This is a genomic window from Helicobacter pylori (assembly GCF_003637665.1).
GTDB classification, from domain to species: Bacteria; Campylobacterota; Campylobacteria; order Campylobacterales; family Helicobacteraceae; genus Helicobacter; species Helicobacter pylori_CK.
Map to the genome: position 1 here is coordinate 24293 of NZ_MVWR01000004.1, position 13636 is coordinate 37928.

Genomic DNA, 13636 nt, shown 5'->3' on the forward strand with positions numbered 1-13636 from the left:
GCCTTGACTGACTCATTTTTTTAAAATACCCCTATTTCATTGTAAAATTCTTTCATGCAAAACCCATTGAAGTTTAATAAAAGGTAAAAATAAGATTGAATATCAATAAAGTGTTTTATCACAGCAGCACCAACATGAATGAAGTGCCAGATAATAGCGTGGATTTGATCATCACAAGCCCGCCTTATTTCAACATTAAAGATTACACGAAAAATGGCACACAAGATTTACAGCATTCAACCCAACATGTTGAAGATTTAGGAGCGTTAGAAAAATATGAAGATTATCTTTTAGGTCTTTTAAAAGTTTGGCTTGAGTGCTATAGAGTGCTAAAACCAAATGGTAAGCTATGCATTAATGTGCCTTTAATGCCCATGCTTAAAAAGGTTTTAAACACGCATTATAACCGCCATATCTTTGATTTGCATGCTGATATCCAACACTCTATTTTGCATGATTTAAACAACACGCTAGAAAACAAGCCTAAAATGTTCTTACTAGATGTCTATATTTGGAAACGCATAAATCCTACTAAAAGATTGATGTTTGGGAGCTACCCTTATCCCAGAAATTTTTATGCGCAAAATACTATAGAATTTATCGGCGTGTTTGTCAAAGACGGCAAGCCCAAACAACCCACAGAAGAGCAAAAAGAACAAAGCCAATTGACTCAAGAGGAATGGGTGGAATTTACCAAACAAATTTGGGAAATCCCAATCCCTAATAAAAACGATATTGCTTTTGGTAAGCATGCGGCTTTAATGCCGGCTGAATTAGCAAGGCGTTTGATTAGGTTGTATAGTTGCGTGGGCGATGTGGTGCTGGATCCATTTAGCGGGAGCGGGACAACCTTAAGAGAAGCAAAGCTTTTAAAAAGAAATTTTATAGGTTATGAACTCTATGAAAATTATAAGCCCTTGATTGAGCAAAAATTAGGAAACTTGTTTGATTTTGAATAAGATTTATATAGAAGATGTTTTCACATTTTTAGACAAATTAGAAGATAAAAGCGTTGATTTAGCCATTATTGATCCTCCTTACAATCTTAAAATTGCTTCATGGGATAGTTTTAAAAATGATGAAGAGTTTTTAACATTTTCTTACGCTTGGATTGATAAAATGCTGCCCAAACTTAAAGACACAGGGAGTTTTTATATCTTTAATACCCCTTTTAATTGCGCTTTATTTTTAGCGTATTTGCGCCATAAAAAAGCGCATTTTTTAAATTTTATCACTTGGGTTAAAAAAGATGGGTTTGCCAACGCCAAAAAGCGTTATAACCACGCGCAAGAAAGCATTTTATTTTATAGCATGCACAAGAAAAACTACACCTTTAATGCCGATGAGGTTCGCATCGCTTATGAATCCACCGAACGCATCAAACATGCTCAAAGTAAGGGGATTTTAAAAAACAACAAACGCTGGTTCCCTAACCCTAAGGGCAAATTATGCCTTGATGTGTGGGAAATCACTTCACAAAGGCATGTTGAAAAAGAGAAGGGTAAAATCCTTAAGCCAAAACACCCTAGCATTAAACCTAAAGCGCTCATTGAACGCATGATAAAGGCTAGCTCTCACAAAAACGATTTGATTTTAGATTTGTTTAGTGGCAGTGGCATGACTAGCTTAGTGGCTAAAAGTTTGGAGCGTAATTTTATAGGGTGTGAAACCCATGCTGAATATGTGCATGAGAGTTTGGAAATGTTTAAGTATAATGAATGCAAATAAAAAAGGATATTTAACATGCCAAAATTAGAAAAAATTTTACTAGAAATCACACAGCTTGATCCTAGCAAAGAGTGTTTGAAATTCTTAGCTAATCGCATAAAAAGCTCTGATTATAGGGGCTTACACTTATCCCAACACAATCGTTACGATCAAAATAAAATTAAAATTATTATTCAAGCTATTTTTAATGAAGTGGGAGAAGATTTTTTACAAATTCGCACCACCGATATGAGCAAACGCCCTAGCAATATCATAGGCGAAGAAGTTTATGCGAAAGTGGTTGATAATATCTGCAAGTCTGAAATGCCTCAAGATAATTTAGGAAAAAAGAATCAAGTAACCCAAGACAGCTTGAGAAAAAATCTTTTTGTAGATATGCATAGAATGGGGCTGATTGAACGCTACAATAAAAATAAGGAACCTACAAACCCCTACATTCAAAGCAATATTAAATATATCAGTTTAACTCCCTTAGCTATAGAATTTTTAAATGCACAAGATTTGTCAAGAAAAAATTTTTGTTACACGCAAGCTTTAGAAAATCTTTTGCAAGGTTTTGGGGCAGAATGCAGAGAGGTGATGATAGAGCTTGAAAATCATTATTTAGACATTGAAGAAATGATGTTTTTTGTTACATTTTTAAATATTGAAAATTTTACTAGAAGCGAAATTATAGAATATGTTAGAGAATATAGGAGTTTAAGCCGTATCCAAAAAGAAAAATTAAAAGAGTTAGCGCAAGATTATTGCAATCCTAACCATTTTAATGGGAATAAGCTAGAAAAGAGAGATTATCATAATTGGAAAAATCAAGCCCAACAGATTTTTAGCTTGCTAGAACAAAGCGTGTTTTTTGAAACCAATAAAGAGAGGCTTATTTTAAAAACGCTCAATGAAGAAAACAAACAAAACGATAAAAAGCTCAAACGCTCCATTAAAGAAAAAGCCCTTTATTTTGAAAAACATGGCGTTAAAAAAGAAAAGGGTTTTGAATTGCACCACATTGTGCCTTTATGCTTGGCTCGCTCTATAGAAGAATTTGATCTTTTGGATAAATGGGAAAACTTAATCTATATTGACGCTTTTAACCATGCGAAAATATCTCAAACGCAAAATAAACATATTTGTTTGTATTTTGAAAATTGCGATGTGATTTTATCTAAAGGCTTAAAAGAAGAACAAGAAAGCCTTTATTTTACTTATATTGAAAATGTGTTATATAAACCTAATTTACAAAATGCCATGTTGGAATACAATAAAGATTTATTGCATTCTAAAAACGGCTGATAAAATAAAGCGGTGTCTTTTTAAAGAGGGCGTTTTTCATAACCGCTTTTAGTATAAAGGCAATTAGCGCTACAATACCCCCATGCAAAAAAAGATTTTTTTACTAGAAGACGATTACCTTTTAAGCGAGAGTATCAAGGAGTTTTTGGAGCATTTGGGCTATGAAGTGTTTTGTGCTTTTAACGGGAAAGAGGCTTATGAAAGGCTCTCTGTTGAGCGTTTTAACCTCTTGCTTTTAGACGTGCAAGTGCCTGAAATGAATAGCTTGGAATTGTTTAAGCGCATCAAAAACGATTTTTTAATCTCTACGCCTGTGATTTTTATCACCGCCTTACAGGATAACGCTACCTTAAAAAACGCTTTTAATTTAGGGGCGAGCGATTATTTGAAAAAGCCTTTTGATTTGGACGAATTAGAAGCGCGCATTAAAAGATTTTTCAATGATGATCCTATAGAAATTGCACCTGATGTTTTTTATTCCCAACACTCTTTGAATATTAAGGGGAAAAAGGAAATCCTAGCGCCTAAAACCGCTCAACTTTTAGAGTATTTTTTAGAGCATAAGGGGCAAATCATCAGCTCTCAAGTGTTAGAAAATAATTTATGGGATCAAGCGATTGATGACTCCACCTTACGCACTTATATTAAAGTGTTGCGCAAGCTTTTGGGTAAAAATTGCATAGAAACGCACAAGGGGGTGGGCTATCGCTTTAACCCACTATGAAAAAAAATCCCTCAAACTCTTTTTAGGGACTTATTTAGGCTCTTCGTTTGTGTTAATGCTAGTGATTAGTATCTTAGCGTTCAACTATGAAAAAAACGAAAAAATCAAAATGATACGCATGGATATGGACAAAATGGCTTCTAAAATCGCTAGCGAAGTGATCCAATTGCACATGCAAACGCATGCAAATTACCACCACGCTTTAAACGCCCTCATTTCACGCTATAAAGATAATTCCATAGCCCTTTTTGATAGCAAAAAGCGTGTTTTGTATTCCAATATCCCTGAAAGCGCGGATTTGATTAAAAACCATAAAGAAGTGGGCTTTTTTAGTTTTAAGGGGGAGTATTACCTTATGACTGATGAAACTTTCGCTCATTTAGGCGTGGCTAAAATGCTTTTTAAAAATCCTAAACCCCTTCATTTTTCTTCTTTGTATCGTAACATTGTTTTAGTGTTTGTTATAGCGTTTTTATGCGTGATAGGGGTTTCTGTGTTTTTGGGGCGTTTGTTTTTAAAGCCCATTAGGAATGAAATCACCCGCATTGATCACTTTTTAAAAAACACCACGCATGAATTAAACACCCCCATGAGCGCTTTAGTCTTGTCTTTAAAAACCTTAGAAGACAACCAACAACACCGCCGCATTAAAATCGCTATCCAGCGCATGAGTTTTTTATACCGCTCGCTCTCGTATTTAGTGATGCAAGATATTGAGCGCGAAACCCCTATGCTTTTAGATTTAAAAGCCCTGATTATTAAAGAAAACACGCTTTTTAGCGAGATGATAGACTACCACAAGCTGGAATTTAAAAGCGATTTAGCGGGAGTGGCGTTTAAGGCTAAAGAGCAGGATTTCCTTTCGCTTTATAGCAATTTGCTCATGAATGCGATCAAATACAGCGTCATGCATGGGTATATCCACATAGAACTAACGCATGCGTTTTTGAAAGTGAAAAATTTAGGGTATGAAATCCCTAAAGACAAGATTAAAGAATTAAGCGTTCGTTACGCGCGTTTCAATTCTGGCGTGTTGGGCTATGGTATAGGATTAGATTTAGTGAAAAAAGTGTGCGAAAAGTATAAAATGCGTTTAGAAATCCATAGCGAACCCTCTTTAAAAGGATCGTTTTACGAAAATTCGTTTTGTATTCATTTTCAAGGATAAAAATGCTTTCAGTGTATGAAAAAGTGAATGCCCTAGACAAAAGGGCGATTGAAGAATTGTTTTTAAGCGAAGACATTTTAATGGAAAACGCCGCTATGGCTTTAGAAAGGGCGGTTTTACAAAACGCTTCTTTAGGCGCTAAAGTCATTATCCTTTGTGGGAGTGGGGATAACGGAGGCGATGGTTATGCTCTAGCCAGGCGTTTAGTGGGGCGTTTTAGAGTGCTAGTCTTTGAAATGAAATTAGCCAAAAGCCCCATGTGCCAATTGCAAAAAGAAAGGGCTAAAAAAGCAGGGGTGGTCATCAAAACATGGGGAGAAAAGAATGAAGATTTAGAATGCGATGTGTTAATAGATTGCGTGGTAGGGAGCGCTTTTAAGGGCGAATTAGAGCCGTTTTTAGACTTTGAAAGCTTTTCTCAAAAAGCGCGCTTTAAAATCGCTTGCGATATTCCTAGCGGGATAGATTCTAAAGGCAGAGTGGATAAGGGAGCGTTTAGAGCGGATACGACTATCAGCATGGGCGCTATCAAGTCATGCTTATTGAGCGATAGGGCTAAAGATTATATAGGGGAATTGAAAGTGGGGCATTTGGGGGTTTTTCATCAAGTTTATGAAATCCCAACGGACACTTTTTTACTAGAAAAAAGCGATTTGAAACTGCCCCTAAGGGATAAAAAAAACGCTCATAAAGGCGATTACGGGCATGTGCATGTTCTTTTAGGCAAGCATAGTGGGGCGGGGTTATTGAGCGCATTAAGCGCGTTAAGTTTTGGATCTGGGGTGGTGAGCGTTCAAGCGTTAGAATGCGAGATAACTTCTAATAACAAGCCTTTAGAATTGGTCTTTTGTGAAAATTTCCCTAAAAAGCTCAGCGCGTTCGCTCTTGGCATGGGGTTAGAAAATATCCCAAAAGATTTTAACAAGTGGCTTGAATTAGCCCCATGCGTTTTAGATGCGGGCGTTTTTTATCACAAAGAGGTCTTGCAAGCCTTAGAAAAAGAAGTGATTTTAACCCCTCACCCTAAAGAGTTTTTATCGTTGTTAAAATTAGTGGGGATCCATATAAGCATGCTAGAATTGTTAGATAATAAACTAGAAATCGCAAGGGATTTTTCTCAAAAATACCCCAAAGTGGTTTTGCTTTTAAAAGGGGCTAATACCCTAATCGCTCATCAAGGGCGAACTTTTATCAACAATTTAGGGAGCGTGGCTTTAGCCAAAGCAGGCAGTGGCGATGTGTTAGCGGGGCTTATTTTAAGCTTGCTTTCTCAAAACTACACGCCTTTAGACGCCGCTATTAACGCAAGCCTAGCGCACGCTCTAGCGGGTTTAGATTTTAAGAATAATTACGCTTTAACGCCCCTAGATTTGATAGAAAAGATCAAACGATTATAAAAGGATAAAAATGGATCATTTAAAGCATTTGCAGCAATTGCAAAACATTGAAAGGATCGTGCTTTCAGGCATTGTGTTGGCCAATCATAAGATTGAAGAGGTCCATAGCGTTTTAGAGCCTAGCGATTTTTACTACCCGCCTAACGGCTTGTTTTTTGAAATCGCTTTAAAACTGCATGAAGAAGATTGCCCCATTGATGAGAACTTTATCCGCCAAAAAATGCCTAAAGACAAGCAAATCAAAGAAGAAGATCTGGTCGCTATTTTTGCGGCAAGCCCCATAGATAATATTGAAGCCTATGTGGAAGAGATTAAAAACGCTTCCATTAAACGAAAACTTTTTGGCTTGGCTAACACCATTAGAGAGCAAGCCCTAGAAAGCGCGCAAAAATCCAGCGATATTTTAGGCGCTGTGGAGCGAGAAGTCTATGCGTTATTGAATGGCAGCACCATAGAGGGCTTTAGGAGCATTAAAGAAGTGCTTGAAAGCGCAATGGATCTCATCACAGAAAACCAAAGAAAAGGGAGTTTGGAAGTTACTGGCATACCGACTGGCTTTGTCCAATTGGATAATTATACGAGCGGTTTTAATAAGGGGAGTTTAGTCATTATAGGGGCAAGGCCGTCTATGGGTAAAACCAGTTTGATGATGAACATGGTCTTAGCTGCACTCAATGACGATAGAGGGGTAGCGGTTTTTAGTTTAGAAATGTCTGCGGAGCAACTCGCTTTAAGAGCGTTATCGGATCTCACTTCTATTAACATGCATGATTTAGAAAGCGGGAGGCTTGATGATGATCAATGGGAAAATTTAGCCAAATGCTACGATCACCTTTCGCAAAAAAAACTCTTCTTTTATGATAAAAGCTATGTGAGGATAGAGCAAATCCGCTTGCAACTGCGAAAGCTTAAATCCCAACACAAGGAATTGGGTATCGCTTTTATTGACTATTTGCAACTCATGTCAGGGAGTAAAGCCACTAAAGAGCGCCATGAACAGATCGCTGAAATTTCAAGAGAGCTTAAAACTTTAGCCAGAGAATTAGAAATCCCTATCATAGCGCTAGTCCAACTCAACCGCAGCCTGGAAAACCGAGACGATAAACGGCCCATTCTTTCGGATATTAAAGACAGCGGAGGGATTGAACAGGACGCTGATATTGTTTTATTTTTGTATAGAGGCTATATCTATCAAATGAGGGCTGAAGACAATAAAATAGACAAACTCAAAAAAGAAGGCAAAATTGAAGAGGCGCAAGAGTTGCACCTAAAAGTTAATGAAGAAAGGCGTATCCACAAGCAAAATGGCAGTATTGAAGAGGCTGAAATCATTGTGGCTAAAAACAGGAATGGGGCTACAGGAACGGTTTATACGCGCTTTAACGCTCCTTTCACGCGCTATGAAGACATGCCCATAGATTCCCATTTAGAAGAGAGACAAGAAACTAAAGTGGATTACGATATAGTTACACCTTGAAAGACAAAACCTTTCAGGGGGCGTTTGAACTTCTTACAACCCCCAAAGAATACTTGTTGTGTGGGGTTATTTTAAGCCTTTTGTTGGCGATCAATCTTTATTTAGAATACTTGAATTACCAAAAGCTTGATTTTTCAAAACCGACAAGCCTGAACGCTCAAATCCTGTTGCAATACCCTAAAACTAAAGATCAAAAAACCTATTTTGTTTTAAAGCTCCAATCAAAGGGCATGATCTTTTATTCCACCATTAAAGAGCCTTTAAAAAACCTCCAATACCGCCACGCACAATTTTTTGGCAAGTTCAAGCCCTGCTCGTTTTTAGAGTCTCTAAAATCATGCTTTTTTCAAACTTATTCTTTTTCTTTAACGCGAAAACAGGATTTCAAATCGCATTGGCGCCATTTCATTGACAGCGTTCATTTAAGCGCTTTAGTGGGCAATTTGTATCGAGCGTTATTTATAGGGGATAGCTTGAATAAAGATTTGAGAGACAGGGCTAACGCGCTAGGGATCAACCACTTATTAGCCATTAGCGGGTTTCATTTAGGGATTTTGAGCGCGAGCGTGTATTTTCTTTTCTCTCTTTTTTATACCCCCTTACAAAAACGCTATTTCCCTTATAGGAACGCTTTTTATGATATAGGGGTTTTGGTGTGGGTTTTTTTGCTGGGGTATTTATTGCTATTAGATTTTTTACCCTCTTTTTTTAGGGCGTTTTTAATGGGCTTATTAGGGTTTTTGGCATGCTTTTTTGGGGTAAGGCTTTTGAGTTTTAAACTTTTGATTTTAGCGTGCTGTATCGCCATAGCGTTACTCCCTAAATTGCTTTTTAGCGTGGGGTTTTTGCTTTCTGTTTGTGGGGTGTGGTATATCTTTTTATTCTTAAAACACACTCAAGCCTTTTTTAAAACCTCTTCTTTTTTGATGCGATCTTTTCAGGTCATAAGCTTAAGCGCGCTGGTGTTTTTGAACATGCTCATTGTTGCGCATGCCTTTTTCCCTATGTTTTCGCCCTACCAGCTCTTTAGCATTCCTTTAGGCTTGATTTTTATCGTGTTTTTCCCTTTGAGTTTGTTCTTGCATGCGGTGGGTTTAGGGTCTTTATTGGATCATATTTTAAGCATGCCTTTAACAATCCCTACGATTTCGGTTCCTTCACCCTTATGGCTTTTAGGGGTGCATTTGTTTTTAACGATTGTGAGCGCGCGTTTTTTTAAAGTTTATTTAAGCATGAATGTTTTAAGCGCGGGCTTTTTCTTGTATTGTTGCTATCAATATATTATAATGCCTAGCTTAATTGTAGGTTAGAAAAGTCATTTTTAGGGATCAAATAATTGCTTAAAAAAATCACGCACAAAATCAAAGCTTTAAGCGAGTTGGTCGCTTTGGAGCATACGATATTTTCTAGCATGTTTTTACTCATGGCTATGGTCATAAGCTCCTATCAAAAAAATCAAACGCTCTTTTTTGGGTTAGAAACCCTAATTCTTTGTTTTTTAGCCTTATTAGGGGCAAGAAACTTCGCTATGGGGTTTAACCGCTTAGTGGATAGGGATATTGATAAAGACAACCCAAGGACCAAAAACCGCCCGAGCGTGGATGGTCGAATCAGCGTTAAAGGCATGGTCATTTTTAGCGTTTCAAACGCTCTTTTGTTCGTGGTGGTGAGCTATTTCATTAACCCTTTAGCTTTCAAGCTCTCACTGCCTTTTTTAATCATTTTAGGGGGGTATTCGTATTTCAAGCGCTTTTCTTCTTTGGCGCATTTTGTCGTGGGTTTGGCTTTGGGTTTGGCCCCCATTGCGGGAAGCGTGGCGGTTTTAGGGGATATTCCTTTATGGAATGTCTTTTTGGCTTTAGGGGTGATGTTATGGGTGGCTGGGTTTGATTTGCTCTATTCTTTACAGGATATGGAGTTTGATAAAGAAAGGGGCTTGTTTTCCATTCCTAGTCAATTAGGGGAAAAATGGTGCTTGAATCTTTCAAGGCTCTCACACCTTGTAGCACTGATCTGCTGGTTTTTTTTTGTGAAATGCTACCATGGGGGGCTTTTTGCGTATTTAGGCTTAGGGGTTTCAGCCTTGATCTTACTCTATGAGCAGATCTTAGTGGCCAGAGATTATAAAAACATTCCTAAAGCCTTTTTTGTGAGTAATGGCTATTTGGGGGTGGTGTTTTTTATTTTTATTGTCCTTGATGTGGGGTTTAAGCATGCATGAGTTGGTTTTAAGATCCCAAGCTTTAGGGTTTGAAACGCGCTTAGTCCAATGCGATTTATCGTTCTCTTATGAAAGGTTTATCTCTAAAACTAAACGCTCTTTAGCGGTGTTAGAAGAATTTGATTGGTTAAATTCTGGCTTTGATTTTTCACGCTTGAATGTTGAAAATGACACTCTGGAATTGCTCAAAGCGCTGTATTTTAAATTAGAAAAATTAGAGAGCCTGCTTTTAAAAGAAAACCTGCTTGAATTGGAGCAAAATAACCGCATCATCGCTTTAGGGCATGGGCTAGTTTGCCTAAAAAAACAAAGCCTGATAGCGCCTCAAACTTACTATGGGCGTTGCGTGTTAGAAGGGAAAATCCTAGCCTTTTTTGGCGTGGCAAGGGATAAAGATTTTTTAGAAATCACTCGCATGCACGCCTTAGATATTAAGCGTTATGATTCTTTCATTGTTGATAGCGAAAGAAAAGGCTTAAAATTATGAACGGGAGCAATCATGTTATCTTCTAATGATTTGTTTATGGTCGTTTTAGGGGCGATTTTATTGGTGTTGGTGTGCTTGGTGGGGTATTTGTATCTTAAAGAAAAAGAGTTTTACCATAAAATGAGGCGTTTAGAAAAAACCTTAGACGAATCCTATCAAGAAAATTATATTTATTCTAAGCGTTTGAAAGAATTAGAGGGGCGTTTGGAAGGCCTTTCTTTAGAAAAGAGCGCTAAAGAGGATAGCTCATTAAGAACAACCCTTTCACACCTTTATAACCAATTGCAAGAAATCCAAAAATCCATGGACAAAGAGCGCGATTATTTAGAAGAAAAAATCATTACTTTAGAAAACAAATTCAAAGACATGGGGCATTATGCCGCTAGCGATGAAATCAATGAAAAACAGGTTTTGAAAATGTATCAAGAGGGTTATAGCGTGGATTCTATTTCAAAAGAGTTTAAAGTGAGTAAGGGCGAGGTGGAATTTATATTGAACATGGCAGGGTTAAAATGGTAGCTTTAAGCAACGCTCTTTCAAGGGTTTTTGGCTCTGTGGCTGGCTATAAATTCCCTTCTTTTATCCAAAAAGGCATCAACGCTCTTTATGTTAAGATCTTCAAAATTGATTTGAGCGAGTTTGAGCCTTTAGAAAATTATAAGAGTTTGAACGCCCTTTTCACGCGCTCTTTAAAAAAAGAGCGCCCCTTTGACAAAGCCCCTAATATTTGCATTGCGCCGTGCGACGCTTTGATCACGGAATGCGCTTTTTTAGACAATAATAGCGCCTTACAGATTAAAGGCATGCCCTATAAAGCGCATGAATTAGTGGGCGAAATCAACCCCTTAAGCCCTTCTTTTTTCTATGCGAATTTTTACCTTTCGCCCAAAGATTACCACCACTACCACGCCCCTTGCGATTTAGAAATTTTAGAAGCTCGTTATTTTGCGGGGAAATTACTGCCAGTCAATAAGCCCTCATTACACAAAAATAACAATCTGTTTGTGGGCAATGAAAGGGTAGTGCTTGTTGCAAAAGACATTCAAGGCAATCGATTGTATTTTGTAGCGGTGGGAGCGTTAAATGTGGGTAAAATGCGTTTTAATTTTGATAAGAATATCCAAACTAACGCTAAAGCCCGTTTCACGCAAACCTACTTTTACAACCCGCCGATTAAGGTGAAAAAAGGGGATAATTTAGGGAATTTTGAAATGGGCTCTACTATCGTTTTATTCATTCAAAACACCGCTTTTAAAGATTTGAAAGAAAAAAGCGTGAAGTTTGGGGAAAGTATAGGGGAATTTCATGCCAACTGATAACGATTTAAAAACTTCTATTTTAGAATTGTTGAACGATTTAGACGCGCTTTTAGTGGCTCATTTTTACCAAAAAGATGAGATTGTAGAGTTAGCCCATTATACAGGCGATAGCTTGGAGTTGGCTAAAATCGCAAGCCAAAGCGATAAAAACCTCATCGTGTTTTGTGGGGTGCATTTCATGGGTGAGAGCGTGAAAGCCCTAGCCTTTGACAAGCAAGTGATCATGCCCAAACTCTCATGCTGCTCTATGGCAAGAATGATAGACAGCCATTACTACGATAGAAGCGTTCATTTATTGAAAGAATACGGCGTTAAAGAATTTTACCCTATCACTTATATCAATTCTAACGCTGAAGTGAAAGCCAAAGTCGCTAAAGATGACGGCGTGGTTTGCACGAGCCGCAACGCTTCTAAGATCTTTAATCACGCTTTAAAACAAAATAAAAAAATCTTTTTTTTACCGGATAAATGCTTGGGGGAAAATCTGGCCCTAGAAAATGGCTTAAAAAGCGCGATTTTAGGCGTAAATAGCCAAGAAGAAATCAAAAACGCTGATGTGGTTTGTTATAACGGCTTTTGTTCGGTGCATCAGCTTTTCAAATTAGAAGACATTGAATTTTACCGCCAAAAATACCCGGATATTTTAATCGCTGTCCATCCAGAGTGCGAGCCTAGCGTGGTTTCTAACGCTGATTTTAGCGGATCAACGAGTCAAATCATAGAATTTGTAGAAAAGCTAAGCCCCGATCAAAAAGTCGCCATAGGCACTGAAAGCCATTTAGTCAACCGCTTGAAAGCCAAGCGCAACCATCAAAACACTTTCATTCTTTCTAGCACGCTCGCCCTTTGCCCTACCATGAACGAAACGACTTTAAAAGATTTGTTTGAAGTCTTAAAAGCCTATAAAAACCACAGGGCTTACAATACGATTGAATTAAAAGATGAGGTGGCGCACTTAGCCAAACTCGCTTTAACTAAAATGATGGAGTTGTCTTAATGGAGATAAAAACCTTTTTAGAACGCGCTTTAAAAGAAGATTTAGGGCATGGGGATTTGTTTGAAAGGGTGTTAGAAAAAGATTTTAAAGCCACGGCTTTTGTTAGGGCTAAACAAGAGGGCGTGTTTTCAGGCGAAAAATACGCTTTAGAGTTGCTTCAAATGACCGGCATTGAATGCACTCAAACCATTAAAGATAAAGAACGCTTCAAGCCTAAAGACACTTTAATGGAGATTAAGGGGGATTTTAGCATGCTTTTAAAGATTGAGCGCACCCTTTTAAACCTTTTGCAACACAGCAGCGGGATCGCTACTTTAACGAGTCGTTTTGTAGAAGCTTTAAATTCTCATAAAGTGCGTTTGTTGGACACACGAAAAACCAGACCCCTTTTAAGGATCTTTGAAAAATATTCCGTGCTTAATGGGGGAGCGAGCAACCACCGCTTAGGGCTAGATGACGCTTTAATGCTTAAAGACACGCATTTAAAGCATGTAAAAGATATCAAAAGCTTTTTAACGCATGCCAGAAAAAACTTGCCTTTCACGGCTAAAATTGAAATTGAATGCGAGAGCTTTGAAGAGGCCAAAAACGCCATGAACGCGGGAGCGGATATTGTGATGTGCGATAATTTGAGCGTTGGAGAAACGAAAGAAATTGCCGCTTATAGAGATGCGCATTATCCCTTTGTTTTATTGGAAGCGAGCGGGAACATTTCACTAGAGAACATCAACGCTTACGCCAAAAGCGGCGTGGATGCCATTAGCGTAGGGGCGTTAATCCATCAAGCCACTTTTATTGACATGCACATGAAAATGGCTTAAAGACTTTAAA

14 protein-coding genes are annotated in these 13636 nt (G+C 38.0%); all 14 read left to right on the forward strand.

Features of this window, described 5'->3' with window-relative positions; translation table 11 throughout:
• The first annotated feature begins 95 nt into the window (after positions 1-95).
• The 14 genes from EAL49_RS03990 (at position 96) to nadC (ending at position 13626) form a co-directional block, all read left to right on the forward strand.
• Complete coding sequence (locus EAL49_RS03990; protein WP_120829094.1) at positions 96-959, forward strand: DNA-methyltransferase; 864 nt, start codon at positions 96-98, stop codon at positions 957-959.
• Positions 952-1728, forward strand: coding sequence for a DNA methyltransferase (locus EAL49_RS03995; RefSeq protein ID WP_162973101.1), 777 nt, complete (start codon positions 952-954; stop codon positions 1726-1728). The genes EAL49_RS03990 and EAL49_RS03995 overlap by 8 nt, the downstream gene beginning before the upstream one ends.
• Before the next feature lie 15 nt (positions 1729-1743).
• A complete protein-coding gene (locus EAL49_RS04000) occupies positions 1744-3015 on the forward strand; it encodes a restriction endonuclease subunit R (protein WP_120829098.1) in 1272 nt (423 codons plus the stop codon).
• An 82-nt stretch (positions 3016-3097) separates the two neighbouring features.
• Positions 3098-3739 carry a copper response regulator transcription factor CrdR gene (gene crdR, locus EAL49_RS04005; RefSeq protein WP_120829100.1) on the forward strand — a complete coding sequence of 214 codons (642 nt, stop codon included), beginning with the start codon at positions 3098-3100 and terminating at the stop codon, positions 3737-3739.
• Positions 3720-4907, forward strand: coding sequence for a copper-sensing histidine kinase CrdS (crdS, locus tag EAL49_RS04010; RefSeq protein ID WP_120829102.1), 1188 nt, complete (start codon positions 3720-3722; stop codon positions 4905-4907). Before crdR ends, crdS begins: the two co-directional genes overlap by 20 nt.
• Positions 4908-4909: 2 nt before the next feature.
• On the forward strand, positions 4910-6304 hold the full coding sequence (locus EAL49_RS04015) for an NAD(P)H-hydrate dehydratase (RefSeq protein ID WP_120829104.1): 1395 nt from the start codon (positions 4910-4912) through the stop codon (positions 6302-6304).
• 10 nt (positions 6305-6314) lie between these two features.
• Entirely contained in the window at positions 6315-7781 is a 1467-nt protein-coding gene (locus tag EAL49_RS04020; protein WP_120829106.1) for a replicative DNA helicase, read from the forward strand.
• Entirely contained in the window at positions 7778-9091 is a 1314-nt protein-coding gene (locus EAL49_RS04025) for a ComEC/Rec2 family competence protein (RefSeq protein ID WP_162973102.1), read from the forward strand. Before EAL49_RS04020 ends, EAL49_RS04025 begins: the two co-directional genes overlap by 4 nt.
• 26 nt (positions 9092-9117) lie before the next feature.
• Positions 9118-10002, forward strand: a complete 885-nt coding sequence (gene mqnP, locus EAL49_RS04030; protein ID WP_120829107.1) for a menaquinone biosynthesis prenyltransferase MqnP — start codon at positions 9118-9120, stop codon at positions 10000-10002.
• Positions 9995-10489, forward strand: coding sequence for a hypothetical protein (locus tag EAL49_RS04035; RefSeq protein WP_121289081.1), 495 nt, complete (start codon positions 9995-9997; stop codon positions 10487-10489). Before mqnP ends, EAL49_RS04035 begins: the two co-directional genes overlap by 8 nt.
• Positions 10490-10501: 12 nt before the next feature.
• Positions 10502-11008 carry a DUF6115 domain-containing protein gene (locus EAL49_RS04040; RefSeq protein ID WP_000953107.1) on the forward strand — a complete coding sequence of 169 codons (507 nt, stop codon included), beginning with the start codon at positions 10502-10504 and terminating at the stop codon, positions 11006-11008.
• Positions 11002-11805, forward strand: a complete 804-nt coding sequence (locus EAL49_RS04045) for a phosphatidylserine decarboxylase (protein ID WP_120829112.1) — start codon at positions 11002-11004, stop codon at positions 11803-11805. Before EAL49_RS04040 ends, EAL49_RS04045 begins: the two co-directional genes overlap by 7 nt.
• Entirely contained in the window at positions 11795-12805 is a 1011-nt protein-coding gene (nadA, locus tag EAL49_RS04050) for a quinolinate synthase NadA (protein WP_120829114.1), read from the forward strand. Before EAL49_RS04045 ends, nadA begins: the two co-directional genes overlap by 11 nt.
• A complete protein-coding gene (nadC, locus tag EAL49_RS04055) occupies positions 12805-13626 on the forward strand; it encodes a carboxylating nicotinate-nucleotide diphosphorylase (RefSeq protein ID WP_120829116.1) in 822 nt (273 codons plus the stop codon). Before nadA ends, nadC begins: the two co-directional genes overlap by 1 nt.
• Positions 13627-13636: the final 10 nt, after the last annotated feature.